26 protein-coding genes and 1 other annotated feature are annotated in these 25,462 nt (G+C 42.0%); of the genes, 22 read left to right on the top strand and 4 right to left on the bottom strand.

What is annotated here, in order from left to right; all coding sequences use genetic code 11:
• Nucleotides 1–23 precede the first annotated feature (23 nt).
• Genes TY49_RS04595 through TY49_RS04585 form a run of 3 tightly spaced genes read left to right on the top strand, consistent with a single transcriptional unit; the run spans nt 24 to nt 2,574 of the window.
• Nucleotides 24–809, top strand: coding sequence for an ABC transporter ATP-binding protein (locus TY49_RS04595; protein ID WP_041964727.1), 786 nt, complete (start codon nt 24–26; stop codon nt 807–809).
• A gap of 29 nt (nt 810–838) precedes the next feature.
• Nucleotides 839–1,807, top strand: coding sequence for an ABC transporter substrate-binding protein (locus TY49_RS04590; protein ID WP_041964726.1), 969 nt, complete (start codon nt 839–841; stop codon nt 1,805–1,807).
• Between the two features lie 5 nt (nt 1,808–1,812).
• Nucleotides 1,813–2,574 (top strand): ABC transporter permease, encoded by a 762-nt coding sequence (locus TY49_RS04585; RefSeq protein WP_041964725.1) that lies wholly within the window; start codon nt 1,813–1,815, stop codon nt 2,572–2,574.
• A gap of 45 nt (nt 2,575–2,619) precedes the next feature.
• Here TY49_RS04585 and TY49_RS04580 read toward each other — a convergent pair whose 3' ends face one another.
• Complete coding sequence (locus tag TY49_RS04580; RefSeq protein WP_041964724.1) at nt 2,620–3,072, bottom strand: winged helix-turn-helix transcriptional regulator; 453 nt, start codon at nt 3,070–3,072, stop codon at nt 2,620–2,622.
• Between the two features lie 148 nt (nt 3,073–3,220).
• On the opposite strand from TY49_RS04580, the gene TY49_RS04575 reads away from it, so the two are divergent.
• From TY49_RS04575 to TY49_RS04550, 6 genes are all read left to right on the top strand, one after another.
• On the top strand, nt 3,221–3,748 hold the full coding sequence (locus TY49_RS04575; protein WP_041964723.1) for a DUF4242 domain-containing protein: 528 nt from the start codon (nt 3,221–3,223) through the stop codon (nt 3,746–3,748).
• A 72-nt stretch (nt 3,749–3,820) separates the two neighbouring features.
• A complete protein-coding gene (locus TY49_RS04570) occupies nt 3,821–4,858 on the top strand; it encodes an acyl-CoA dehydrogenase family protein (RefSeq protein WP_041964798.1) in 1,038 nt (345 codons plus the stop codon).
• A 413-nt stretch (nt 4,859–5,271) separates the two neighbouring features.
• Entirely contained in the window at nt 5,272–5,931 is a 660-nt protein-coding gene (locus tag TY49_RS04565) for a hypothetical protein (RefSeq protein ID WP_041964722.1), read from the top strand.
• Between the two features lie 164 nt (nt 5,932–6,095).
• Nucleotides 6,096–6,449: a hypothetical protein gene (locus tag TY49_RS04560; protein WP_041964721.1), complete on the top strand. Its 354-nt coding sequence runs from the start codon at nt 6,096–6,098 to the stop codon at nt 6,447–6,449.
• 248 nt (nt 6,450–6,697) lie between these two features.
• Entirely contained in the window at nt 6,698–7,303 is a 606-nt protein-coding gene (locus TY49_RS04555; protein ID WP_041964720.1) for a hypothetical protein, read from the top strand.
• Between the two features lie 29 nt (nt 7,304–7,332).
• Entirely contained in the window at nt 7,333–7,875 is a 543-nt protein-coding gene (locus TY49_RS04550) for a GNAT family N-acetyltransferase (protein WP_041964719.1), read from the top strand.
• A 105-nt stretch (nt 7,876–7,980) separates the two neighbouring features.
• Here TY49_RS04550 and TY49_RS04545 read toward each other — a convergent pair whose 3' ends face one another.
• On the bottom strand, nt 7,981–8,178 hold the full coding sequence (locus TY49_RS04545) for a hypothetical protein (protein ID WP_041964718.1): 198 nt from the start codon (nt 8,176–8,178) through the stop codon (nt 7,981–7,983).
• A gap of 240 nt (nt 8,179–8,418) precedes the next feature.
• On the opposite strand from TY49_RS04545, the gene TY49_RS04540 reads away from it, so the two are divergent.
• From TY49_RS04540 to TY49_RS23820, 4 genes are all read left to right on the top strand, one after another.
• Nucleotides 8,419–10,017, top strand: a complete 1,599-nt coding sequence (locus tag TY49_RS04540; protein WP_041964717.1) for a copper resistance CopC/CopD family protein — start codon at nt 8,419–8,421, stop codon at nt 10,015–10,017.
• Nucleotides 10,018–10,041: 24 nt separating this feature from the next.
• On the top strand, nt 10,042–10,692 hold the full coding sequence (locus tag TY49_RS04535; protein ID WP_041964716.1) for a YcnI family copper-binding membrane protein: 651 nt from the start codon (nt 10,042–10,044) through the stop codon (nt 10,690–10,692).
• 151 nt (nt 10,693–10,843) lie between these two features.
• Nucleotides 10,844–11,014: a hypothetical protein gene (locus tag TY49_RS24540; protein ID WP_156972604.1), complete on the top strand. Its 171-nt coding sequence runs from the start codon at nt 10,844–10,846 to the stop codon at nt 11,012–11,014.
• A gap of 362 nt (nt 11,015–11,376) precedes the next feature.
• On the top strand, nt 11,377–12,864 hold the full coding sequence (locus TY49_RS23820) for a c-type cytochrome (protein WP_052442085.1): 1,488 nt from the start codon (nt 11,377–11,379) through the stop codon (nt 12,862–12,864).
• 309 nt (nt 12,865–13,173) lie between these two features.
• On the opposite strand, the gene TY49_RS04525 is transcribed toward TY49_RS23820, so the two are convergent.
• Nucleotides 13,174–14,043, bottom strand: a complete 870-nt coding sequence (locus tag TY49_RS04525) for an STAS domain-containing protein (RefSeq protein WP_041964715.1) — start codon at nt 14,041–14,043, stop codon at nt 13,174–13,176.
• Nucleotides 14,044–14,361: 318 nt separating this feature from the next.
• On the opposite strand from TY49_RS04525, the gene TY49_RS04520 reads away from it, so the two are divergent.
• From TY49_RS04520 to TY49_RS04510, 3 genes are all read left to right on the top strand, one after another.
• Nucleotides 14,362–14,580, top strand: coding sequence for a hypothetical protein (locus TY49_RS04520; protein WP_041964714.1), 219 nt, complete (start codon nt 14,362–14,364; stop codon nt 14,578–14,580).
• Between the two features lie 236 nt (nt 14,581–14,816).
• Nucleotides 14,817–16,235 carry a tetratricopeptide repeat protein gene (locus tag TY49_RS04515; RefSeq protein ID WP_041964713.1) on the top strand — a complete coding sequence of 473 codons (1,419 nt, stop codon included), beginning with the start codon at nt 14,817–14,819 and terminating at the stop codon, nt 16,233–16,235.
• A gap of 159 nt (nt 16,236–16,394) precedes the next feature.
• The gene (locus TY49_RS04510; protein ID WP_041964712.1) at nt 16,395–16,952 is read left to right on the top strand and encodes a hypothetical protein; all 558 of its coding nucleotides are present in this window, start codon (nt 16,395–16,397) and stop codon (nt 16,950–16,952) included.
• A gap of 130 nt (nt 16,953–17,082) precedes the next feature.
• Here the strand turns inward: TY49_RS04510 and TY49_RS04505 are convergent, their stop codons facing one another.
• Entirely contained in the window at nt 17,083–17,583 is a 501-nt protein-coding gene (locus tag TY49_RS04505; RefSeq protein WP_041964711.1) for a hypothetical protein, read from the bottom strand.
• Between the two features lie 334 nt (nt 17,584–17,917).
• Nucleotides 17,918–18,172 (top strand) — a binding site (T-box leader).
• A gap of 63 nt (nt 18,173–18,235) precedes the next feature.
• On the opposite strand from TY49_RS04505, the gene ilvE reads away from it, so the two are divergent.
• The 6 genes from ilvE (at nt 18,236) to ilvA (ending at nt 25,249) form a co-directional block, all read left to right on the top strand.
• Nucleotides 18,236–19,129, top strand: a complete 894-nt coding sequence (gene ilvE / locus TY49_RS04500) for a branched-chain-amino-acid transaminase (RefSeq protein ID WP_041964710.1) — start codon at nt 18,236–18,238, stop codon at nt 19,127–19,129.
• Nucleotides 19,130–19,152: 23 nt separating this feature from the next.
• A complete protein-coding gene (ilvD, locus tag TY49_RS04495) occupies nt 19,153–20,820 on the top strand; it encodes a dihydroxy-acid dehydratase (protein WP_041964709.1) in 1,668 nt (555 codons plus the stop codon).
• Between the two features lie 364 nt (nt 20,821–21,184).
• On the top strand, nt 21,185–22,903 hold the full coding sequence (ilvB, locus tag TY49_RS04490; RefSeq protein ID WP_041964708.1) for an acetolactate synthase large subunit: 1,719 nt from the start codon (nt 21,185–21,187) through the stop codon (nt 22,901–22,903).
• Entirely contained in the window at nt 22,900–23,196 is a 297-nt protein-coding gene (ilvN, locus tag TY49_RS04485) for an acetolactate synthase small subunit (RefSeq protein ID WP_052442084.1), read from the top strand. Before ilvB ends, ilvN begins: the two co-directional genes overlap by 4 nt.
• A gap of 28 nt (nt 23,197–23,224) precedes the next feature.
• On the top strand, nt 23,225–24,238 hold the full coding sequence (gene ilvC / locus TY49_RS04480; RefSeq protein ID WP_041964707.1) for a ketol-acid reductoisomerase: 1,014 nt from the start codon (nt 23,225–23,227) through the stop codon (nt 24,236–24,238).
• Nucleotides 24,239–24,262: 24 nt separating this feature from the next.
• Nucleotides 24,263–25,249, top strand: a complete 987-nt coding sequence (gene ilvA, locus TY49_RS04475; protein ID WP_369389286.1) for a threonine ammonia-lyase — start codon at nt 24,263–24,265, stop codon at nt 25,247–25,249.
• Nucleotides 25,250–25,462 lie beyond the last annotated feature (213 nt).

Here is a 25,462-nt window from a genome sequence, read left to right as displayed (position 1 = left end):
GATAGGAAGGTTGGTGTTTAAACGTGAGTCAGGATCCAATCATTAAAGTTAATCAAGTAAGTAAAAGCTTTCCTAACAACAATAAGAATATGAGGGTTTTGGAAGATGTTTCACTTGAAATCAACCATGGGGAAACAATTTCTATTTTGGGTGAGAGTGGTTGTGGAAAAAGCACGCTGTTGAACATTATTGGAGGCTTTGAAAAGGCAGATGCAGGGCAAGTTGTATTAGAGGGAAAACCTGTAACCAAGCCGACACGCAAGTGTATCATGCTTTTCCAAAATTATGGTCTGCTCCCATGGCGGTCGGCTGTGAAAAACGTCGAACTTGGCCTGGAAGGCTTGAACCTACATGCAAAGGAGCGAAGAGACCGCGCTTTACATTATTTAGCGCTGGTAGGCTTAGAGGATAAAGGCGATTTATTCCCCCATGAGGTTTCAGGCGGGATGAAGCAAAGAATTGCGATTGCGAGGGCTCTTGCACTGCAACCTGAGATGATTCTCATGGATGAGCCGTTTGCTGCCCTGGACACCTTCAATCGCTACTATCTTCAAGACGAACTTCTTCGAATACAATCCCAGGAAAAAACGACGGTTGCCCTTGTTACTCATGATATTGACGAAGCCATTTATTTGTCAGATCGCATTTTTATTATGCAAGCCAATCCTGGCAGAATTCACAAGGAAATCAAAATCCACTTGTCAAAACCACGTGATCGAAGCCACAGTGATTTTCAGCATTACAGGAAGATTATCTTTGAAGAATTTCATTTTAACCGTAAAAATTCATCGATTGAATATCATATATAAATCTTTTAAAAGATAAAGGAGAATTGAAAATGAAAAAGCCCATTAGAAAATTAATCTTGCTTATGCTGGTTTCTGTCCTTACCCTGGCACTCACTGCATGCGGGTCTGGCAGCAGTCAAGAATCAACAGGAGATGGCGAGAAAAAAACTGTTAAGATTGGCTATCTGCCAATCACACACGCTGTACCTCTTTATATTGAAAAAGAAATGCAAGAATACGAGAATTTCAATTTGGAACTTGTGAAATTTGGTTCTTGGCCAGAACTGATGGATGCCTTGAATACAGGCAGAATTGACGGCGCTTCTGTTTTGGTTACATTAGCGATGAAGGCGAAGGAACAGGGGATAGATTTAAGTGCCGTCGCATTGGGACATCGGGATGGAAATGTATTCGTCACGGCTAATGATATTAATAGTGCAGAGGATTTAAAAGGGAAAACGTTTGCTATTCCGCATAAGTTTTCTACTCACAATATTCTGTTGTATCAGATGTTAAAGCAAAATGGACTCAAATATGAGGATGTAAAGGCAGTCGAAATGCCTCCTGCTGAAATGCCGGCAGCCTTGTCTGAAGGAAGGATTGCCGGTTATGTAGTGGCAGAACCGTTTGGAGCCATTTCAGTTGCGATTGAAAAAGGCAAGGTCCTTTATCAGGATCAGGATGTTTGGAAAGACTCAATAGACTGCACCTTGGTGTTACGAAATGATTTCATTAAAAAGGAAAATAAGGTTGCACAGGAATTTGTCAACCACTATGTCAAAGCTGGTGATTTGGCAGAGTTAAAGGATGAGCATACCCATGAGATGTCATCCAAATATATGAAGGTTGAAAAGAATGTGCTCGACCTTTCATTCCAATGGATTTCTTATGATGATTTGAAAATCAAGGAAGCTGAGTTTGAGGAACTTAGGGAAAATCTCATCGAAATGGGATTGATGGAGAATCCTCCAACTTACAGTGAATTTGTAGACCATTCTTTAATAGATAAAGCGATGTGAATAAAATGAAATTCAAGACTGTTCTTAATGCGGCCATAGGTTTTTCTTTGCTGGTTGCAGTATGGCAATTCATCATTGTAACCGGTGATTACGATGAGGCTCTTTTTCCGCCTCCTCTTAAGGTGTGGGAGGGCATAATTTCCCTTGTTCGGGACGGAACTCTGTTTACTCATGTTCAGGTTAGTCTGTACCGGTTCCTTGCAGGGTATTTATCTGCTGTACTAGTAGCGGTCCTGCTTGGCTTGATTCTTGGACGCCTCCCTATACTATGGAATGTACTCGATCCGGTTGCTCAGGTATTAAGGCCTGTTTCTCCGATTGCCTGGTCACCCTTTATCGTCCTTTGGTTCGGAATAGGTGATATCCCGGCCATTGTCATTATCTTTATTGCTGCATTTTTTCCTGTATTGCTGTCAACAGTTTCGGCTGTACGAAAAGTTGATAGGAATTATTTGAAGGTATCCGAGAACCTTGAAATTAAGGGCTTCAAGGTACTAACGAAGATTATTTTCCCAGCTGCTTTCCCATACATTGCAAACGGCCTTCATATTGCCGTAGGAACGGCCTGGGTCTTTCTGGTGGCAGGAGAGATGGTTGGGGCGCAATCAGGATTGGGGTATTTGATTATTGATGCAAGAAACTCTATGCGACTTGACCTTGTTATGGCGGGTATTGTGTTTATTGGGATTTCTGGTTTGCTGCTGGATAAGGCTGTTGGTGTATTCGAGGCATGGATTAACCGACAATGGGGGATTGGAAAAAGTTAGACAGAAAAGACAGAGGGCATTATGGCTCTCTGTCTCAATCCAATCTTATTTAAGTCCAGTTGTGTCTACTGCGTCCAGTTCAACTGCTTCCAATTCATCGACATTCTGATTGCAATGTGGACAATAGTAGGCTAATTCGACTTCATGGTTGCACTCTGTATGAATGATTTTTTTGTAGCATTTTTCAAGATTGTTCCTGCCCCATAGGATCATCGCATTGAATATTCCTTCAAGCTCATTACCGCTTTCTGTAAGATTGTATTCATATCTTGGGGGATGTTCTGAATAAAGTGAAGATATCACCAGGCCAGCCTGCTCCAGATGCTTTAAGCGGTCTGACAGTATGTTGGAAGAAATACCATTCAGTTCTTTTTTTATTTCATTAAAAGTTCTGCTTCCTGCCAAGATTTCATGTAAAACCAGCAAAGTCCACCGATCTCCGATGATATTCAGGGTTTGGGCGATATTGCATGGCAAATCGTATTTAGATTCTCTCATAGGTACAACCTCCGGAACTTGGTTAAGTAAATCATATCATAAAATTTTTCAAACAACTAAGTTGTTTTTTATAACTTAGTGTAATAAAATAATTTATAAGTAATACCAAGTAAACGCATAGGATATATATAATAAGGAGGAACAAGAAATGGCATCTTTATATTTAGTGGAATCAATTTTTAACAGTGCAATAAAGGATAAAGAATCCTTTGAAAAAAAGGCTAGTGAAATCCGTGATGAGTTAGGCAAGCAGAATGCGACTTTAATTGAGGTCCAAGTGGCAAAGGATTTATCCAGAGCTTTCTTTATTCTTGAAGCGGAAGAACGAAATGTAATAAATGAAGGTTTGAGAGCGTTAGGTGTTCCTGTCACTTTAATTAAGCCTGTTCGTCTTGTTGGAAGAGATCTAGAGGAAGTTAAGAAACAGGCCGACAAAGTTAACTACCTTGTGGAATGGAACCTACCAGAAAATCTGACAATGGATGCCTACCTAGAAAGAAAATCCAAGAATTCCGTTCACTATTCGGAGGTTCCTGAAGTAACATTCTCAAGGACCTATGTATGCGAAGATATGACAAAATGCCTTTGCTTCTATGATTCTCCAGATGAGTCTACAGTCAAGAAGGCACGCGAAGCTGTTAAAGCGCCAATTGATACAATTACTGAATTATCATAAGTATGGAACCTCCTTCGCTGGAGGTTTTCTTTTTAAAACGGCATAAAAAGGGAGAGGGAAGCATTGAAAGATATGAAGAGTTTGGAGGAATTAATCCAGGAACAGCTTAAGCCGCTTGTGCGGAAGATTGACGCTGAAGCCTATTATGCGGAGGAATTTCTAAAAAGCATTGGCAAAGCTGGATTCCTGAATTCCGAGACTGGAGTGGACTATTCAACAGAAGTCCATGTGGTAGAAGAAATATCTAAAGTCTGCATGACAACTGCTTTTAACCTTTGGTGCCACCTTGCTTCATTAACTTATATCCGTAATAGTGAAAATAGCTATTTGAAGGATGAAATTTTACCGCAGCTGGAAAATGGCCATCTTCTTGGCGGGACCGGGCTTTCCAATCCAATGAAGTATTATGCCGGGCTGGAAGCTTTACATTTAAAAGCGAAGAAGACGAATAAAGGATATATTGTGGATGGGCAATTGCCTTCTGTCTCAAATCTTGGAATAGACCATTGGTTCGGCATCATTGCTGAGGTTAGCCCTGATCAAAGAATAATGGCAGTGGTTCCGTGTAATGCCGAAGGGCTTACATTAAAAGCAAAGCTTGAGTATTTAGGCGTAAACGGCAGTGCAACTTACTCATGTGCATTTGATGGAGTGACGATTCCTGAGAAATGGATCGTCTCACATGATGTGGATTCATTCATCGTTAAAATAAGGCCAGCATTTGTTCTTTATCAAATACCACTTGGTCTGGGTGTGACAGAGGCATCCATTGGTTCCATCCGCCAGGTTTGCAATAAGCAGGGAGGCTGTAATGATTTTCTTACGGTTCAGCCAGCAGAACTTGAAAAAGAATTAGCACAAATCCGTACGGAAGTATATAAACTCGCTGACGGACAGGGATTCTTGCATCAATGGAAGGACCTTTTGCAAATGCGACTGCTCACTGCTTATCTGACTGCAAAAGCTGCTCATGGAAGTATGCTTCATCAAGGAGGAGCGGGTTATCTGAAGTACAGTTCCCCATCAAGAAGATTAAGAGAATCCTATTTTCTTTTGAATCTTACGCCTACCGTTAAGCATCTTGAAAAAATGCTGCATCCAATTAAGTAGGGTGATTATGAAGAAGCGACATTTTGGCGGAACAAGGAAGATGGGGCTAGTGTCGCATCGATTTGGTATTTGAGCAATGGCTGTTGCCTTGACGAGTAGTTTCGATGAAATGGTCTTTGGACCCGAAGAAGGTTTTAAGTAGTGTTCCAATACCTTGGAACAGATAAATGTTAGCGTAAGTGAGACTCAGGGACGGTTCTCTTGTCCCATTCGGGAGTCGAAATAAAAGCTGAATGGTGCAAAGATAAACTAAGGGAAGCTAAATAAGGCTTCCCTTTAAATTTGATAAGACATGCAGGTGAGGTTTTTTCTGTAATTTAATTACCAGGAAACAAGGGTTTTTGGGAAAAAAGCCGTTTCCATGTTCCGGAAATTTTTGCCTCTGTTAATATTAAGTAAAAAAGGAGTTTGCGATGAAGACGGTAAAAACCAAACTAGGTCATACAACGAAAGAAGAGATGCAAAAAAATTTAAGATTTATAACTATCGCGTTTTTCATAATCAGTCTGTTCATATCAGTGATAAATTTACAGGCATTCTCCATTCTGCCAGGTTGGTGCAATATAAGTATTATCATACTATTGATCTGTTCGGTTGTGCTCTTTGGATATGGTTTATCACTTTCCAGAAGGTACACATCCTGGTTTAAGGGTGGGCTCAATCTCTTCTTTTTCCTGCTAGTAATAAGTTTTCAACTACTCCTGACTTCAACTGGAATGTATACAATAGGAGTCAGAGAGGGGCAAATTATCGAGGAAGTAAACTACTCTCAGTTAACCCTGGTCATATATGTTGCTAGTGCTGTCATTTATGTTGTTTTGTCTCTATTAATCTCTTCCCCAAAATTAAGGAAAATGAATGGTTACAAGGCATATTTGATGGGAACTATTTTAGCAATGGTTATTATTTCGGTCATATTTATTGCTCTTAATTACATAAGATATACAATTTTCGCCCAGCCAGATACAGTAAAGGAATCTTATCAGTTTTTTATAGGTTCTGTCCTGGCTCTTTTTCCAGCTACAGTATTAGGGATTAGTATGATCCGTGTAAAAAAGCGCGGCATTGAATAATTGAAAAACTGAAAAGGCGAACTGAATAGGTTTTCAGCTTTGAACTGTTTAGGCATAAGTGTTGCGGGGCAGGGAGCTCTCATTTTACAAAATAGGTATTAGTGAGAACACGGAACCATCCCTCGCCTAATAATAAAAGGAAGAATTCCATACGGAGGCAGCAAATGGGTTATTTAATATTTTTGTTGGCTTTGGCCATGATAGGTGCGATTTGGTACGGCAGTCTTATCCTTCAGATTAGAATCTCTAAATATTCTACCGAGAAAGCTGGATGGAAAACGTTTGGGAACTTTTTGTTGCTGACTTTGGGACCTATTGCAGCCGTGGCATTGTCACTTTTCCTCAGTACACAGGTCACTAATGAATCCGACTATACCGGCCAGGGAGTAGGTTGGTTGTATGTTATGTTCTTCATGTTTCAAATTATTAGCATTCCTGCAAAAGCCATACTGTTGCCAATTATGCATGTAGTGATCAGGAAGAAATCACAGAATAATGGAACGGGGAAACCGATTTAAGTTCTGAGATTAATTGAATACAGGCAGGGACAAGGAGCAAGGGGACGTCCTCTTGCTCCTTGTCCGTAATTGTTTTTGGAAGCCAAATTTCAATTTTAAAACTAGTTGCTGAAATGCCGCAACAGCATCTTTTTTTCAGAAGTGACAGAGGGACGGTTTTTATGTCCCGGATACTTGAAATATGATTCCTGTTTTCCGATATAAAAGCAGACTCGCATTATACTTTATTTGTAGAGAGGTATTAATATATGTTTTGGTTCTTTATTGCAATCTTTATCGTGAATTTATTCTTAGGATTAATGCAAGCACCACTATTTGCAGTTATTGTGGTTAATCTTATTATTTTCTTAATTAATATGTATAAGAGTTTTTACCCGTTTCTTTTTGAAAAGGATCCGGAAAAAGTGTTGAACTTTATGAAGAATTCGAAGCAGCCGCACTTCCAGTTTTATTATTATGTATTCAATGATGAGTTGGATGAAGCGGAGGAGAGACTTGATAAAATTAAATCTCCTTTCCATCAAAAGCTGAATCATGTGAACCTGCTTGTCAAAAGGGAGCAGTATGATGAAGCGGAAGAGATGGCCATAGGGTTAAAGGACAATATGTATAAATGGTATTCTCTTGCTGGGATTGCGATTGAGCAGGGGGATCGTGAATCGTTTGGAGAGTACAAAGAGAAAGTCAGGAATCCATTCTATCTAAGGTTATTGGAATTAGAAGAAATGGTCCATGATGGTGAGAAGGACAAGGTGCTCGCTGAACTGGAAAATATGATCCCAAATTTGAGAGGGACCAAGCTGCTTAGCGTGATTCAGTATAAACAAGATTTATTAAGAAGGCAGGAGGATTAATTATTCAACGAACAGATGGAGGCGATCAAATGACAGATCTAACGTTTAGACAGTTATCGGTGGATGAGTGTGAACTGATGAAGGACATGGATGCTTCTCAGTATATTGGGAAAGCGTGGAGGGAAGTTGATGGCAAACGTCAACTCGTCGAGATTAATTACCAGGACCCTGATTGGCCTAATGGTTATGAACATCATTTCAATAATTTGAAACAAACGATCAGGCAAGGTGGAAGTGCGATTGGCGCATTTGGGCAGGATGGTAGATTGATAGGATTGGCCACCGTTAATCGGGGTTTTTTTGGCGAGAACTTAAACTATGTATTACTTGATCAGCTTTTTATCACACTCGAACACAGGAATAAAGGAATCGGCAAGAAGCTATTTTTCCTTTCAGCAAAGCAAGCGAAAGAGTGGAAGGCTGATAAGCTCTTTATTTGTGCCGGATCTGCGGAAGAAACAGTCGCCTTTTACTTTGGAATCGGATGCAAAGTGGCTGAAGAAATCCAGCAGGAATTTTACGAAAGTGATCCAAGGGATTTTCAGCTGGAATTCTCGTTAAGTCAGTTGTAAGGAACGTGATTTTAGACAAGGGTACGGTGCTAGTGTCTCAAAAATAGTGAAAATATGTAAATAACAGAGACGGTCTAGCCGTCCCCCTGTCTCTGTGGAGAAGCGTTACGCATTTTTCCCCGCTTTTTTTATTTGGTTAAGAGTGAGCATCAATCCAGTTAATCCCGCAGCTAAGGAAGGTGGGATACTCCACGCAAGATAACCCCATTGCCCTGTAATCAATGATACGAAGAGAAAAAGAATGGGGAACCCCACCAATACTACTAAAGAAACCAAAAGTGCAATCTTGTTATTGTTTTTCATAGTTACCCTCCAATTAGCTTTTTTCAATAGCATAATCTTACCGAAAAGAGACCTTCAAACTATTCCTCTACCCTCTTTGCCTTATATAGGTATTCTTTCATATGGAATTAATTCCCTCCTTTTTCGAGAAAGTTTTGGGGCGCACATCACATCCTCGCTTTCTTTTTCCATTAACCATTTATTGATTGTTTAAAGAATTAAGTGATACACTATTGGGTATGTGAGTTTTGAAAGAGGCAGGTGATATTTATAATTAGCAAGCGAACTTTCATTAGTAATTTTTTCGTTCTATGTTCTCTTATTTTTATCTTAATAGTTCCGCAAGAAGTCTTTGCTCATGCGACGTTAGAGAAGGCTGACCCTGCCCCCGATAGTGAGTTAAATGAATCTCCGAAAGAGATTGTTCTGGTATTTGATGAACGACTTGAAGACGAACTCTATTCGATTAAGGTTTTTAATGAAAATGGAGAAAGAATCGTCAATGCAAAACCGGAGATGAGCCAGGATCAAACAACCATTAAGCAACCTTTACCTGACTTGCCTGACGGAAATTATGTTATATCCTATAATGTTATTTCAGCGGATGGCCACCCGATCAGGAGTGCCTATGTCATCTCCGTAGGGGAAGAAACGGTCTTCCAAAGGGATATTAACAAGCAAGTTTTAGAAACGCAAAAGAGCTCAGCTGCGGCAACTTCTATCAAGTCGTTGGTAAGGATGCTTTTTTTTATGGCGCTAGTCCTGACAACTGGCTGGATTCTGTGGGGGACCATTTATTCTTTAAAAGAAGAGATGAAGCCAACCTTCAGACGGAGGACCTTTCATTTACAAATTGCGCTGTTCATTTCAACTGTGGGAGTGGCATCACTCCAAATCTTAGAATTACTTGATCGCAGGACATTAACCGAAGTCGTATCACTTTTAACAGGTACAACAGTAGGTATATCTTTGCTTGCTTCAGTGCTTTTATCTCTATTAGGTTTTTTCATCTTACTTCGTTATAAATGGATCGATTTAGTGTGGGTGTTTTTGATCCTGACAGCAAAGAGTTTTAACGGACATGCTGCAGCTTTTGAATCGGAAATCCGCTCCATGTCACTTGAACTGGCTTTCATCCATTTACTTTCAGCCGCCGTTTGGGCAGGTGGCCTGTTGTACATCCTAACTTACTGGAAAAAGCAGAAGGAACACATTAGACAATTCCTTCCCTTCTTTTCGCAATTTGCCTTAATCAGCATGGTTATGTTGTTTTTAACTGGCTCAGCTTACACTTTAATCTTTGTGCCAGAACTGAATTATCTGCTTCATGCACTTTGGGGAAAACTGCTTCTGGTCAAAGTTACCTTAGTCCTGCTGGTGTTCGTGATTGGGGCAATTTTACGCTATAAGATGAAAAAGAAAAAAGAAGACTCTATTGGCAGATTGGTGAAGTTCGACTTCAGTTTGATGATCATCATTCTAGGGATTGTTGGTGTCATCACTTTCTTGAACCCACTCCCGGAAAACGTACCTTTGGAATGGGAAAATCAGGACAATCACCTTGAATTTACAACCTTGATCTCACCAAGGACACCTGGATACAATCATTTCAAAGTTACAGCAAATTCGCTTGAAGAAGACATAGAGATTAAACGGATTGAGCTATTTTTAATCTATCAAGACAACCTTGAAATCGAACCGATCCAAGTTCCTTTTTCCGAGATTGAACAGTCCAAAAATGTGCAATTCAAGGTCAATGGTTCGTATCTTCCAATTGAAGGAAACTGGACCTTACAACTTCGAATAGTAGATTCAGAGGACAATGAGAAGGTATTTCATAAGGATTTTATCGTTTATTAATATGAATATATAGGAGATTTCAAAATGAAAAAACTTTTAACATTAACCATATCAATGATTGGTGCGATCACCCTTTTTGCCGGTGTGGCAAGCGCGCATGTAACCGTTCAGCCACAGGAAACTTCACAAGGGAAATATGAAGTATTCACTGTCCGAGTTCCTTCTGAGAGTCAAGATGTTCAAACAACGAAAGTGGAAGTGAAATTCCCTGAAGAAGTGAATATCACCCGCTTTGAAGCTGAGCCGGGCTGGACATACGAGGCTCAAAAAGATGACACTGGAAAAATTACGAGTGCTACGTGGACAACCGAAGGAAAAGGGTTAACAGAAAGCGAATTCGTTCAATTTAACATCCAAGGAAAAGTTGGCGATGAAGCTACAGAGATTATTTGGAAAGCTTATCAAACATACAGCGATGGAAGTGTAGTGGAATGGGTTGGTGCTCCTGATGCAGACAAGCCAGCTTCTGTTACAGCAGTGAATCCTGCAGATGGATCTGGTCATGGGCACGGAGGAACATCAGCTGATTCTTCCAATGACCACAGTGCTGCTGGAGATCTCGAAAATGACATGGAAGCAAAAACAGCAACCAGCAACGTACCGCTTTACCTTTCAATCGCAGCTTTAATTGTAGGAATATTAGCATTGGTTATTTCTTTGAGAAAAAGAGCTTAATTGGTTCATTCAGGAGCATGGGGACGTTACCCTGTGCTTCTCTTTTTTTGTCAGAAATGTTGGAAAAGGTAGAAGGCTATGGAAAAGATTCGTTGGCGTGAATAAGAAAATACCTCCAGGAGAAAAATACTGAATAAACTTTGGAGGGAAAATGATGCGAGACAATAAGCAAAAGCGTAAGGATGGCCAAATAATCAACAATGTTCAAGACGAAGAGGTACTGGAGATCAGTCAAACCGGATATGGGTTGGAATCCGTTACAGAAGGTAATGACTACATGGAGGGCGACAAAAATAATTCACCAAATTGTGGTGGGTTATGATTGAATTGAATGCCTGGAAGAAATGCCCTCTATTTTATGGGAATGATTTAATTCTAGAAGCAGGTGACCTGAAAATGGGTACCTGCTTTTTCTATTAATAGAACTTTTAATATAATCTCTTTTTTGTTGATATAACTAAATGTTACGTTTTTATGGGGTGTGTTTTCGACAATATAATTTTTTCACCAATTCGCCAAATTCTATAGCTGTTTTTAGCTGTTCAAAGATTGTTGCATTTTTCTCGATAGTATCTGCACATTTCCAATGCATTCTTCAGATATGAAATATGGTTGGTTCATTCAATCGTATAGTTCTCAAATTTGATGAGATGAGATAGTGAAATGTAATGGAGGAGAAGAAGGATGTCAGTTAATAGACAGTTTTTTAAAATGGGTTTCGCAACTGTCGCAGCATCTCTGTTATTATTGGCCGGGTGCTCCCAAGCAGAATCAAACGCAGCAGAGAAAACAAAAAAGGCAACAACTGAGGAGCACGGAGAGGAACATGAATCATCTGATCTTGAATTAAGGCTGGCTGGAGGCAAGCTAGGAAGTGAGAGCCTGGCTTTTGTCGGCGGTGGATCAAGCAATAAACTATGGGTCATTGATGCGAAATACCATAAGCTTGTGACGACAATCGATGCTGGCGGTCCTAAGCTCGAACGTACAGAGCAAAAATATCCGAACCTGCATGACACCCATGCAGTAACGTTCACTAAGGATTTCAAATTGATGTTTACTGTTGATTGGTTCAATTATGATGAACCATCCTATGCGATTGCTTTTGATCCGGCAACATTCGAAGAACTTTGGAGGGTACCTGTTGGTAAGGGAGGGCACCATTCAGCCCTGTCTCCGGATGATAAGTATCTGTATGTAGCAAATCAATACGGCGACACAGTATCAGTTATAGATGTGCAGGCTAAAAAGAAGATTAAGGAACTTCCAACAGGCAAAGGGACGGACTATATCTCACCATCGATGTATTGGGATGGCAAAGCGATTGACTCGCCTTACCTGTTTGTCAGTGTAGATCAAGAAGATAAGGTTACAGTTATTGATTGGAAGAAGAATGAGGTTGTCAAGGATATCCCGGTAGGAGCAAGTCTCCATGGTGTGAATTTAACCCCTGATGGAAAATATGTCTGGGCAGCGGTAGGCGGGGAAGTCAAGAAAGCAATCATTATTGACGTGGCCACCCTGGAAATAAAGGATAGTATTGAGTTTGAACAAGCGCTGATTCATATTTCTTTCAGTCCTGACGGCAAATTTGCCTATGTTACAACTGGAGGTAATAAGATTTTCAAAGTAGACACCACCACTTATGAAAAGATTTGGAACTCTACGGGTACAACAATTCCTGCTCATACAGGGGTTAGTCCAGATGGAAAAGAGCTATGGACACTTAACCACGGAATGGACAAAAGGTACAGCTACCAGCTAGGCGGTGAGGTAGTCAGCGGTGTCCAGGTATGGGATACCGAAAACGGTGAATTGATCACTGAAATTCCGGCTGAAGGCGTGCCGCATGAAATCCAGTTTGTTCCGTATTCCGCTTTTGGCGGGGACGTTGCCCTAAAGAGTGAAGAAGTTCATTCAAAAGGGACGCATTCCGTTGCAGAAGCGGGAGAAAAACTCTACAAGCAAAGCTGTATTACTTGCCACGGATCCAACCTTGAAGGAGGGAATGGTCCGGCCCTGAATGCAATTGGCGGGCAAAAAACAAAGACAGAAATCTTTGAAACCATCAAAAACGGTAAAGGCATGATGCCAAGCGGTCTTGTATCTGAAACAGAAGCTAAGATCCTGGCAAACTGGCTTGCTGAGAAAAAGCTTAGTGAAAGTAAGTAATTTATTCCTCCATCAAGCATAGCTACTTATAGTTATATAAAGGTGAACTAAAATTGAAGCAGCCTGATCCGGTTAACGGATTAGGCTGTTTTTGTTCTTTGAGCATCAATTTGAATTATGCTTCTTCCAATTTATAGGAAGAGAGAAAAAGTTAAATATATGTATTTCTTTAAGGCAGCGGAACTGTCTCCTAAAATCATTTCGCGATTGATAAAAGATGCAAAGATTGCCAGTCAATGATAGCTGGCCTTCTTGTCGTCCTTAAACTGCAGAATTATGCTAAAAAAGCAAAGGGCGCACCCTTTGCTTCTACTTCTGTGACATATGAATATCTGATATGAGGATTTTATTCGCTTTTAATGCTTGTTTTAAGGTTGCTTGCGTTGGAATTTTATTGAAGTTGATTCCTAATTGGACTGCTGTCTGGGCTATTTCTGGACGGATGCCGCTGATATACACTTTTACACCGATTAATTTCAGGATGTCGATAATTTGGAATAACTGATTTGCTACCATTGTATCTATAATGGACACACCTGATAAATCGATGAACAGATGGGTTAAACTGTAATCCTTGCTTTGAATCAGGATGGATTCTGTTATGTATTTTGCACGCTGGGTGTCAATTTCTCCTACAAGTGGCAGTACTCCAATAGAATCAGAGAGTGGTATGATTGGGGCGCTCAATTCATTGATCAATTCACTTTGGACAGAAAGTCTATCATTGTAATAGTTATAATACTTTTCAGCAAAGGTTTCAATGATTGTATCAAATGTAGAATGGATCAATGTGCTCCAATGAAGAATTTCTGAATCGGAAATTCCCCCTTTATTCTCCACAACAAATTGATGAATATGTTCCCATAAAATACCTCTAAACACCCCGAATTGATGAATGACTTCGTGGATAGGGGTCCTTGTTTCCACACGGTCCATCGCAACGGTTTGTGCCCATGTTTTAATCTCTTCATTTACTTCGTTACCGGGAGCAACGAGTACTTTGGCTACCGTTTTAATAAAAAGGCCATTTTGCTCCCGTAGTCGTGCCTCAGCTTGATGGTTGTCACAAGAGTATACACTTGTTGGGTTGTTGGCTCTCATACTTAACCATTTGTTAGTGAGAATAGAGGGATTTTCAGTAATAAAATCATAGAGTTTGATATTGTTAGTTGAAGTCATATTTTCTCCTCAATTTTATTATAAAATCTTATGCTCTAAGGCTTATTTTAAATTAAATATAAAGAATATGTTAGGTAAAATCAATTTTAAATATTTGAAGCATGGTGACTTTGTGTGGGACTTGGAGGCGGTTCCCACTTCCCATATTTTTGTGGTCAGGAGAACCGTCTCCTGTCTCTGCGGATCAATTCATACCAAGTAATCAAATCCATCCTGTAACAATCAAGATGGATTTTTCTTTGAAGCTGATGAAACGATAAACAGCTTGTCATGATTAGATAATATGATTCATAAACTCTATCAAAAGGGGGTGTAGAGATGAACCGAGTAGCTAACAGAGTGGATTATTATCTGAAAGACAAGTGTCTCTTAAGTGCCAATGTAAAGCATTGGGAGCAGTATGTTGCTGCTTTGAGGGCTAGTAATACTGTCACGATATACAAGAAAGAATATATTGTGGATAAAATAAATATGGTTCATGATCCCGCAACCGTAGTATTAAAAATAAACATTGAACCGCTTAAAATATATAAATAAGTATCCTTCGGGATGCTTTTTTTATATTTGCTGAATAGATTACCCATTTCTCAAGGGACATTAAGGTTGTTCTGGTGTTTTGTAGGTAGGTGTATTTTAGTGGGAAAGAAGAACCGTCCCTATGTCCCTACCTATGTCCCTAAGCACTTTTCGAGTGTCGTCGCTTTTTTAAAATGGGTAACGTATAATTAAACTATAGAAAACAATATACGATTCATTAGGAGGCTCAATGTTTCATGAATAATGAACTTACAATGCCGACAAAAATATCGTTCAAATCTAATAGGGTTATGGTAAATGGAGAAGTTGTGCGGACAGCAATCTTTGCGAGATTCATGGTCGCCGAGGTCCAAACTGAATTAACCGAAAAATACTATCTGATTTTCTACAAAAATGCCCTAATCTATGGTGGTCAACTTGAAAAGGTTCAAAAAGGTTCATTTCTTGATAAAGTGCTGAATGAAGGGATCGTCTTAGATCAAAAGCACCCGCTTCTGCCTGTACTCATTCCTACGACAGCTTTAACCATACCAGCTAAAAACAAGCTCTTCAATCATCTCCAGCGCAATTATTCTCTCCTTGAAATACCATGTATTGCCGCAGCGCTCGACTCATTTTTCTCAACAGAACAGCTCTCCAAACCAATAGAAAATATCTTTTTCCACTACAGAAGAAACGGCAGTTTTTCCAAAGCCTATCAATCGGTCCGTCTTTTGTCCGATTTATCTCCTTCTTTGGAAAAAATCAGTGATCTCCTCCATTCTCGGGAATACAGCTCATATTCCAGCTTTTACACTACTTCATCTTTACCGGCTATCCAAAAGAAGGACCCCTTATTTGCAGAGTTCCATTGCTTTATGAATCGAAAAAACACCGAACATTTTCAAATGCTCGAAAGGATTTTAAAACTTGAAGAACGGTATGCAGAAGGTCTGCTGCTTTGGATGGATGACAAAAGGAACCTTACTTCTGAGTCGGTTAAGAGCCAAACAGAGTTGGCCTTGAAGTACATCCCGCTCGAGAATTGGATTCTAGTCCTATCCTATGCAGAAATAAATCCTTATAAATGGTTACCGGAAGCTCGCAATTTCATTGAAGGATTGATGAGAGACGGGCAATATGAGAGAGCGGCAGTAAATTTATTTCCTTTCATTGAGGATCTGCCTGGAGAGTTTCATCAAATCCTAAATGAAATTTGGAATCAGGTTGATGCTGAATTTGTATCTGCTCATTTGGAAGAGTTTCTGCTGCTCCATCAGCAAGTTGCTCAGGATAACGACCCGAGGCAATTTGAACAAAGAATTCTGCAGCTGACAGCAAAGCTTATGGAGGCGCACGACTTGAAGGTAGTCTGTGAAAAACTGAGACCGATTCAGAAAAACTTTCCGCATTCTATCGGCATTCGTAAAATCAATGAAATGGCCGCTCTTATGGAAAATCCAGAAAGAATGATGGAATTGGGGCAATTTTACGCAGATTTCAATCAATACGATCAAGCAATCGAATGTTTCTTCTGGGAAATGGAGCTCAACCCGGCGGACCCAGCTCCGGTCAGGCAGCTGTGCAAAATGTATCAGCACAAAGGTATGGTCAATGAGGCGTCAGCCTATCAGCAAATTTATACCCAATTAAGGAGCGATCAGGAGACGGGCTAAAGCCGGGAGCTGGAGATGGCTCTGCCGTTTCATCACTCAGAAAAATGTGATTAATGGTGATCATATTGAGATATGGAGACGATTCTCCGGGGTTGGAGCTGCATTTTCCTCCACTATGTTAAGATGAAAGTAAAGTGAGGCATGTTTGGGGGGGATAGTATGAAAAAGGCTGGGTATTTGGTTATACTCGTTGCGGTTATGGCGATTGGCTATGTGATCTATTACTTTAATCAATATCCAATCGATGATAACCAAGCTGCTATTCAATCAGGTTTGCAGAAGTGGAGTAATAGGGCTTCGGGCAGTATAAAGCCAAGCGTAATTAAGTCTATTCAGTTAGAAGATACAAGTTCTTACATCGTTCTGTTCCAAACCGAAAACGGCGATATGGGCTATGCTCATCTAATCAAGGGGTTTAATGGAAAATATAAAATTGACCATTCTGGTTATGGAACCAATATCGTTTCCTATCAAAAAATTAAAACAAACAAAGGGATATATGGGATCTTGATTGGCAAAAATCCAAAGTTGAAAATTGATCATATCAAAACGGAATTGTATTCAGGAGAGTATAGTTTCGAATCTAATGTAAAAGGCGAAGAGAGATTTATTGCCTTTGAAAAACTTCCCGAAAATACGAAGCAACCATTTCCAGCTGAACTGACTTTTTACGACAAAAATGGTTCCGTTATTGGACTATCTGAATTCCAGGATTAACTTTGCAGGGACATGGCATTATAGTGCTTTTCAAGTACTTATCGTTCAGTACGAGTACTTCCCCATTATCAGCAGCTGAAAACTTGCGGTAAACAAAAGAATGCCTTGAAATATAGGCATTCTTCGATGTTTATGACCATTTTTCTTCATCATCAATCCATTTATTACTCTTCAAATCATATGATTTATAATCATCGTGAAAAATGAAGTACGATGGTAGTTTCAATGAAGTTCCGCCTGCTTTTTCCCAGCATTGACTAAACCAGTCTATAAAAACCTTTTGCTCGCGTGGAACTAATGTCTCTTCATTTTGCTCATAAAACTCAAAAAAATCATCTAACTGACTGTCGTTCATTTGATGATATTCGACTTCTGAAAGTATCTCCTCACTACCAGCAAAAACGGGTGGGTCATTTCCTTCATCAAAAACCTCATTGCCTTCTTTATCCATTGAGAACATTCTTATTGATAACTCGAACCTCGTTGGTTCGATGAATGCGGAGAAATCCAATAAATCTATATCAGGTGAAAAATTGTAAGAAAAGCTTTGTTTGAGATTTCCCACTAACAAATCTGTTTGTTTCTCAAGGTTGGCTTTAATAGAATCAATATAATGATCGACCGTAAACATAACAAAAAACCTCCACAAAAAAAATGAAATTAAGGGCACACCTTGATGATCGCTTGGCCACTGGGTACAAACAATAATCGTGCCTTTTAAATTCTTCAAAGAGCCTTCAAATCCCTTTATTTTTATAAGATAAAGAGTGCTCCAAATACTTTAAAGATATATATGGAGGACAAGGAACCTTTATCTTGAAAATGAAAATAGAACGACTAAAAGTATATGTCTAGTTTTCCTTAGGTCCTTTTACCTAAAAATTATCGATCGTTAAAAAAATCTTAAAAATAGTTTGACAAATCAGTTGCCAGCTGATAATTTTATAATTAATAATTTTCCGAAAATAAAATTGATGACGAGAAGAGTAAGATGAGTGCCCTGTTCTACAGAGAGTCGGTAAATGGTGCAAGCCGATGTTCAGAACTGATCCGAAAATCATCTCCGAGATGCAATGCTGAAATGATTCAGTAAGTATTGCCGGGTTGTCCGCCGTTAAAAGGAACGCGTATGATTGTACGTTGATTGAGTGCCGTATAAGTGGATTTTTCTATCCACGAGCGGAACTAGGGTGGTATCGCGAGCTAAACTCGTCCCTATTTTAGGGGCGAGTTTTTTTATTTTCCAAATAAATTAAAAACATAGAGGAAATGAGGAATGGATGATGAAGGAGCAATTGATCTTTTTGAATGGCCAGTTTGTCAGTAAGAAAGACGCTGTTGTGTCAGTGTATGATCATGGTTTTCTATACGGAGATGGTGTCTTCGAGGGAATTAGGGTGTATGAAGGCAATGTCTTCCGGCTTCTGGACCATGTTAACCGACTTTATGATTCGGCAAAGTCAATTATGTTGTCCATTCCTTACAGCAAACAGGAGTTAAGCGATCTTGTAGTAGAGACTTTAAGGGTGAATGACCTGTTGAATGGCTATATTCGCGTGGTTGTCTCGAGAGGGGTGGGGAACTTGGGACTTGATCCATCATCCTGTGCCCGGCCGCAAGTCATCATTATCGCGGAAGAGCTTGCACTTTTCCCGAAAGAACTATATGAATCGGGGATTGAGATTGTCACGGTAGCGACGAGACGGAATCGCTCGGATGTGCTTTCACCGAAAGTGAAGTCACTGAACTATTTGAATAATATCCTTGTTCGGATTGAGGCCGGTTTATCTGGTGTCAACGAAGCGCTCATGCTGAATGATCAAGGCTATGTGGCGGAAGGCTCTGCGGACAATGTTTTTATCGTGAAAAATGGCGAGATCCTGACGCCTCCCGGGTATGTAGGAGCACTGGAAGGGATCACCAGAAATGCGATCATGGAAATTGCTCACAATCTTGGCTTCTCGATGAGAGAAGAAGTTTTCACAAGGCATGATGTCTATGTAGCCGATGAAGTGTTTTTAACGGGAACGGCGGCGGAGGTCATTGCGGTTGTGAAGGTGGATGGCCGAGTTGTCGGTGATGGGAAACCAGGTGCCGTCACAAATCAACTTTTAAAAGAGTTCAGAAAAACCGTCGTTGAAGACGGAGTCAAAGTCTATGAACAACAAAGTGTATAGAGACGAATATAGGGGGAATTCATATGCGCAGTGACATGATCAAAAAGGGAGTCGACCGTGCTCCGCACCGAAGCTTGCTTTATGCAACTGGAGTGAAGTTAGAGGATCTTGAAAAACCTTTTATTGGCGTTTGTAATTCGTATATCGATATTATTCCGGGACATGTCCATTTGAGGCAGTTTGCCGATGTTGTAAAGGACGCGATCAGAGAGGCGGGCGGGATTCCGTTTGAGTTCAATACCATTGGCGTTGATGATGGGATCGCGATGGGGCATATCGGCATGAGATATTCCTTGCCAAGCAGGGAGCTGATCGCAGATTCAGCTGAAACCGTGATTAATGCGCACTGGTTCGATGGAGTTTTCTACATCCCGAACTGTGACAAGATCACTCCTGGGATGCTGATGGCGGCAGTGCGGACGAACGTTCCTTCTGTATTTGTTTCGGGTGGCCCAATGGAGGCGGGTGTTTCCAGCACTGGACAGCCTTTATCGCTCGTGTCCGTATTTGAAGGCGTAGGTGCCTATCAATCTGGGAGAATGTCTGAAGAGGAATTGCTGGATATTGAAAAGAACGCCTGTCCAACCTGTGGCTCTTGCTCGGGAATGTTCACCGCCAACTCTATGAACTCGCTAATGGAAATGCTCGGGGTGGCGCTTCCTGGTAACGGAACGCTGGTTGCGACCTCTAAAGAACGCCATAAATTAATCTATGACGCAGCTCGTCATTTGGTCGAAATGGTCAAAAAGGATATTAAGCCAAGAGACATTATCACCAAGGAGACGATTGATGATGCCTTTGCGCTCGATATGGCGATGGGCGGCTCGACTAATACCGTCCTCCATACGCTGGCAATCGCGAACGAAGCGGAGATTGACTATGATTTGAGCCGGATTAATGAAGTGGCAAAACGGATTCCTTATTTGTCTAAAATCAGCCCGGCTTCCCATTATTCAATGCAGGATGTCCATAATGCCGGCGGTGTCAGCGCGATTATCAAACAGCTTTGTGAAATGGAAGGAGCTGTACACCCGGACCGGATTACCATCACCGGTAAGTCGCTTTACGAGAATGTAAAGGATGCAGAGGTTTTAAATGGTGACGTCATCCGCAGCAAGGAGACGGCTTATAGCCCTGTCGGCGGATTATCGATTTTGTTCGGAAATATTGCACCAGATGGAGGCGTCATCAAGGTAGGAGCAGTCGACCCGTCCATCAAAACTTTTAAAGGTGAAGCGATCGTCTATGAATCTCAGGATGAAGCTTTGGCTGGAATCGAAAGTGGCGATGTACGTGAGGGGCATGTGGTTGTTATCCGCTATGAAGGGCCAAAAGGCGGTCCGGGAATGCCGGAAATGCTTGCGCCAACAGCCGCCATTGCCGGAAGAGGTCTGGAAAAAAAGGTTGCTCTGATTACGGATGGAAGATTCTCTGGTGCCTCAAGGGGCATTTCCATCGGCCATATTTCACCTGAAGCGGCTGAAGGAGGACCAATCGCATTTGTTGAAAATGGAGATCCTATTTTCATTGATTTAGAGGAAAGAACCATTTCCCTTGAAGTTCCTGAAACAGAGTTGCAGGATCGGAAAGCACAATGGAAACAGCCGGAGCCGAAAATCAAAAAAGGATATTTGGCTCGTTATTCGAAGCTGGTCACCTCTGCAAGCACAGGTGGCATCCTGAAAATTTAATAGATAACTCGATGACGAGGTTTAGGGATTGGATTCCGTATTCACAGAGAGCTGGTCGCGCTGGAAGCCAGCAATACGCCAATTCCTACATCCCCTCTGAGTGCTGACCTGAAATCGCAGTAAGGACAGCCGGGTATACCCGGACGTATACTCGTTAGCAAAAACGAGACAGTTCAGATTCTTTTTTAAAAAAGTGACTTGAGCTGCCTTAAAAGGTTGTGTCTTGCAAGAGATGCAGCAACATAGGGTGGTACCGTGGAATGCTATAAGCCTTTCACCCCTGCACAAACTTGATTTTTGTGTGGGGTGAATGGCTTTTTTGTTTGCCCTGCTGGGATGAAAAGATGAATAGGAGGAAATTTGGATGGCAGCAAAAGAGCCAATGGTAACGGTTGAAACAGAAGAATGGAGCATGAATGGGGCGGATCTTTTCATTCAGGCCCTGAAAGCGGAAGGTGTTGAGCTATTGTTTGGCTATCCTGGCGGGGCGGTTTTGGGAATTTATGATGCTCTGCACAGGTCACCGATTAATCACGTTCTTGCACGACATGAACAGGGAGCCATCCACGCGGCGGAAGGCTATGCACGGGTTTCCGGAAAGCCGGGGGTCGTGATTGCAACCTCGGGACCTGGCGCCACCAATGTCGTGACAGGAATCGCCGATGCGATGATGGATTCATTGCCGCTTGTCATTTTTACAGGACAGGTTGCATCACAGGTTATCGGGACAGATGCCTTTCAAGAAGCAGATATCGTTGGGATGACAGCGCCGATCACAAAGCAGAATTACCAGGTGAGAAGGGTGGAAGATCTGCCAAGAATTGTGAAAGAAGCCTTCCATCTGGCGACAACTGGACGGCCGGGTCCTGTGTTAGTCGATATACCGAAGGACCTTACTGCACTTCAGACTTCTTTTTTACCAGAGGCTGAGGTAAAACTTCCAGGGTATCGGCCAACCGTGAACCCTGATCCTTTACAGGTAGACAGCTTGCTTGATGCACTTCAACACTCCCAAAAGCCTGTCATCTTAGCCGGGGCAGGAGTGTTGCATGCTAAGGCTTCGGATGAGTTGGTTGCTTTTGCAGAACAGTATCAGTTGCCTGTCGTCCACACCCTGTTAGGTCTCGGAGGATTTCCGGCAGGGCATCCGCTGTTCTTGGGAATGGCCGGTATGCATGGCTGTTATACCGCGAACATGGCCCTTTATGAATCCGATCTATTGATCAATATTGGGGCCCGTTTCGATGATCGGCTGACAGGAAATCTGAAGTCCTTTGCTCCGAATGCCAGGGTTGCCCATGCAGACATTGATCCGGCGGAAATCGGCAAAAATGTCGAGACACATTTTCCGATCGTGGGAGATGCGAAAGCAGTCTTGCAGATGCTTTTAAGCGGGGAAGTTGAAGGGCCGGATTCACAGCTTTGGCTGGAGCACCTGGAAGAAAATAAGGTTGAGAATCCGTACTGGTTCACGGATACCGGAGAATTGCCATCGCCACAACATTTAATAGAATTAGTGCACAAACATACGAATGGAGAAGCGATTGTCACGACGGATGTCGGCCAGCACCAGATGTGGGCTGCCCAGTTCTACTCGTTTTCACAGCCGAACACCTGGGTCACATCGGGCGGTCTGGGAACGATGGGATTTGGCTTCCCGGCAGCGATTGGTGCGCAGCTGGCAGAACCAGATGCGACGGTGATTTCGCTCGTCGGTGACGGCGGCTTTCAAATGACACTCCAGGAACTGATTTTATTAAAAGAATGGAGTCTGCCAGTAAAAGTGCTGATCATCAATAATGGATCACTCGGAATGGTCCGCCAGTGGCAGGAAACCTTTTATGAAAAACGATTTTCGCATTCTATTTTTTCACTGCAGCCAGACTTCCTGAAGCTTGCAGAATCCTATGGAATTAAGGCTTATAGAGTGAGCAGTGCAGACGAAGCTGAGAAGGTCTTCAGTGAAGTTTTAACAGACCGCGAGCCAGTCTTGATTGATTGCCGCGTGAATCCTGAAGAAAAGGTCTATCCAATGGTCGCGCCGGGGAAAGGGCTGCATGAAATGATTGGGGTGAAACCATGACAAAGCGGGTGGTCACAGCATTAGTCCAAAATCAGAATGGAATTTTCACCAGGCTTATGGGCATGTTCCACAAGCATCAATACAGGATTGAGAGCCTTGCAGTAGCGGTCGCATACCCGGAGCTGAAGGATGTTTCCAAAATGTCTGTCATTCTCGAGGTGGAGGATGACCATAAGTTTTTGCAGCTGGTGAAGCAGGTTAATAAACAGGTTGATGTCCTGTTTGTCACGGAGGTCACAGACGAACTTTTCATCGAGAGGGAACTCGCCTTGATGAAGAAGTTTCTGGTCTAATTTTTTTAAAAAAGGGAGAGGTTTGGAAATGGTAAAGGTTTATTATCAAGCAGATGTGAATGAGGAAGTTTTAAAAGGAAAGACCGTTGCTGTCATTGGGTATGGTTCACAGGGGCATGCACATGCGCAAAATTTACGGGATAGCGGGCATCAGGTAGTCGTTGGATTGCGCCAGGGGAAATCATGGGCTCAGGCTGAGGAGGATGGATTCCGGGTATTATCTGTAAGGGAGGCGTGCGAAGCGGCGGATGTAGTCATGGTGTTATTGCCTGATGAGAAGCAGCCAGCTGTTTATGAAACAGAAATCCAACCAGCTTTAACTGCTGGTAAAGCACTTGCGTTTGCCCATGGGTTCAATGTTCATTTTCATCAAGTTGTGCCGCCCGAAGATGTGGATGTATTTTTAGTGGCGCCAAAAGGGCCGGGGCACTTAGTCCGGAGAACTTTTGAAGAAGGAGCAGGGGTTCCGGCATTGATTGGGGTGCACCAGGATGTGACTGGCCAGGCGAAGGAGCTGGCATTGGCATATGCAAAAGGTGTAGGAGCTGCTAGGGCAGGCGTGCTGGAAACGAATTTTAAGGAAGAAACGGAAACCGATCTTTTCGGTGAACAGGCCGTCTTATGCGGCGGTTTGACATCACTTGTAAAAGCCGGGTTTGAGACGCTGGTGGAAGCAGGGTACCAAAAAGAAGTCGCCTATTTTGAGTGTATGCATGAGCTTAAATTAATCGTTGATCTCATGTATGAACAAGGGCTGGAAGGAATGAGGCATTCGATTTCTGACACAGCTCAGTGGGGAGATTTTGTATCCGGTCCGCGAGTGATTAATGGTGAAACAAAGGCGCGCATGAAGGAAGTGTTGGAGGATATTCAATCAGGCAGTTTTGCGAAAGGCTGGATGCTGGAAAATCAAAGTGACCGTGCTGAATTCAATGCCATTAACGAGCGGGAAAAGCAGCATCCGATTGAAGAGGTTGGTAAAGAGCTGAGAAAAATGATGCCATTCGTCCAGCAAAAGCAAAAGAGAGAGTTAGTTAAATAATTTCGAGGTGAGCATATTGGGAATTTGTTAAGAAGCGTTCAGATCGAGCAAGCGATGGAAAAGCTGAAGGGTAAAGTGCATCAGACTCCTTTGAAGCAAAGTACGACTTTAAATTATTTAACGAATGCCGACGTTTATTTGAAAATGGAGAATCTGCAAAAAACGGGTTCGTTCAAGCTAAGGGGAGCGATGAATAAAATTTTATCGCTGTCGGAAAAGGAAATGGAAAAAGGCATTCTGGCTGCTTCGGCCGGCAATCATGCCCAGGGGGTGGCACTGGCAGCTTCGTTAAGGGGCATCAAGTCGAAAATTTACATGCCGAAGCATACGCCTTTTTCCAAGGCTTCTGCCACAAAGGGATATGGCGCGGAAATCGTATTGACCGGCGAAACGTACAATGAATCGTATCAAAAAGCGGTTGAAGATCTGAAGCAGAATGGCAGCACCTTTGTTCATGCGTTTGATGATGAGATGGTGATCGCGGGGCAAGGAACGGTTGGGTTGGAGATGTTGCAGCAAAATGATGCATTGGACGTTGTTTTTGCGCCAATTGGAGGGGGCGGATTGATCTCTGGGGTGGTACTCGCTATCAAAGCTTTTAAACCATCCGTTAAGGTAATTGGCGTTCAGGCTGCCGGGGCTCCTGCCACTTATCAGAGATTTACCGGGCAAAAATGGAAGACACCACAAGCTGTTCATACTATAGCGGATGGGATACTGGTGAAGGAACCAGGGGCCATAACTTATCCAATCATCGAAAAGTATGTAGATGAAGTCGTAACCGTAACCGATGAAGAAATCGCCCACGCCATCATGTTCATGCTTGAAAGAGAGAAGATGCTGGTTGAAGGAGCAGGCGCTGCGGCGTTGGCCGCTATTTTATCCAAAAAGGTAGCGATTGACGGTAAGAAAGTAGGTTGCATCATCAGCGGCGGAAATGTCGACCCCGTCCAGATACCAACCTATAAGGAATTATCCAATAGAACGATGAGGCTTTATTATACTGGGTGATAGAACAGAAGCAGCTTTCCTTGGAATTGAGGGGGAGCTGTTTTTTTAGTTTGATTAGGTATACAGGTCAAGCGGTTAGATCCGGTCTTCGGAAAAAGGGGCCTAGTTCTGTCAGGTTTGAGGGAGAAGAGGGCAAAGCTGTCAAGAATCCGCTGTTATTGTGACAGGTTTAAGGCTTTAGAGCGCAAAGCTGTCAAGAAACCGAGGTTATTA

The organism is Mesobacillus selenatarsenatis SF-1 (assembly GCF_000813125.1).
In the GTDB taxonomy this organism is placed as follows: Bacteria; Bacillota; Bacilli; order Bacillales; family Cytobacillaceae; genus Mesobacillus; species Mesobacillus selenatarsenatis.
The sequence above is the reverse complement of the archived record's forward strand: the minus strand, read 5'-3'. Positions and strand labels throughout refer to the sequence as shown.

Coding starts and splice junctions, on each gene's coding strand:
- TY49_RS04590 (WP_041964726.1), top strand. CDS start 839: ATGAAAAAGCCCATTAGAAAATTAATCTTGCTTATGCTGGTTTCTGTC.
- TY49_RS04585 (WP_041964725.1), top strand. CDS start 1,813: ATGAAATTCAAGACTGTTCTTAATGCGGCCATAGGTTTTTCTTTGCTG.
- TY49_RS04580 (WP_041964724.1), bottom strand. CDS start 3,072: ATGAGAGAATCTAAATACGATTTGCCATGCAATATCGCCCAAACCCTG.
- TY49_RS04575 (WP_041964723.1), top strand. CDS start 3,221: ATGGCATCTTTATATTTAGTGGAATCAATTTTTAACAGTGCAATAAAG.
- TY49_RS04570 (WP_041964798.1), top strand. CDS start 3,821: ATGAAGAGTTTGGAGGAATTAATCCAGGAACAGCTTAAGCCGCTTGTG.
- TY49_RS04565 (WP_041964722.1), top strand. CDS start 5,272: ATGAAGACGGTAAAAACCAAACTAGGTCATACAACGAAAGAAGAGATG.
- TY49_RS04560 (WP_041964721.1), top strand. CDS start 6,096: ATGGGTTATTTAATATTTTTGTTGGCTTTGGCCATGATAGGTGCGATT.
- TY49_RS04555 (WP_041964720.1), top strand. CDS start 6,698: ATGTTTTGGTTCTTTATTGCAATCTTTATCGTGAATTTATTCTTAGGA.
- TY49_RS04550 (WP_041964719.1), top strand. CDS start 7,333: ATGACAGATCTAACGTTTAGACAGTTATCGGTGGATGAGTGTGAACTG.
- TY49_RS04545 (WP_041964718.1), bottom strand. CDS start 8,178: ATGAAAAACAATAACAAGATTGCACTTTTGGTTTCTTTAGTAGTATTG.
- TY49_RS04535 (WP_041964716.1), top strand. CDS start 10,042: ATGAAAAAACTTTTAACATTAACCATATCAATGATTGGTGCGATCACC.
- TY49_RS24540 (WP_156972604.1), top strand. CDS start 10,844: ATGATGCGAGACAATAAGCAAAAGCGTAAGGATGGCCAAATAATCAAC.
- TY49_RS23820 (WP_052442085.1), top strand. CDS start 11,377: ATGTCAGTTAATAGACAGTTTTTTAAAATGGGTTTCGCAACTGTCGCA.
- TY49_RS04525 (WP_041964715.1), bottom strand. CDS start 14,043: ATGACTTCAACTAACAATATCAAACTCTATGATTTTATTACTGAAAAT.
- TY49_RS04520 (WP_041964714.1), top strand. CDS start 14,362: ATGAACCGAGTAGCTAACAGAGTGGATTATTATCTGAAAGACAAGTGT.
- TY49_RS04515 (WP_041964713.1), top strand. CDS start 14,817: ATGAATAATGAACTTACAATGCCGACAAAAATATCGTTCAAATCTAAT.
- TY49_RS04510 (WP_041964712.1), top strand. CDS start 16,395: ATGAAAAAGGCTGGGTATTTGGTTATACTCGTTGCGGTTATGGCGATT.
- TY49_RS04505 (WP_041964711.1), bottom strand. CDS start 17,583: ATGTTTACGGTCGATCATTATATTGATTCTATTAAAGCCAACCTTGAG.
- ilvE (WP_041964710.1), top strand. CDS start 18,236: ATGAAGGAGCAATTGATCTTTTTGAATGGCCAGTTTGTCAGTAAGAAA.
- ilvD (WP_041964709.1), top strand. CDS start 19,153: ATGCGCAGTGACATGATCAAAAAGGGAGTCGACCGTGCTCCGCACCGA.
- ilvB (WP_041964708.1), top strand. CDS start 21,185: ATGGCAGCAAAAGAGCCAATGGTAACGGTTGAAACAGAAGAATGGAGC.
- ilvN (WP_052442084.1), top strand. CDS start 22,900: ATGACAAAGCGGGTGGTCACAGCATTAGTCCAAAATCAGAATGGAATT.
- ilvC (WP_041964707.1), top strand. CDS start 23,225: ATGGTAAAGGTTTATTATCAAGCAGATGTGAATGAGGAAGTTTTAAAA.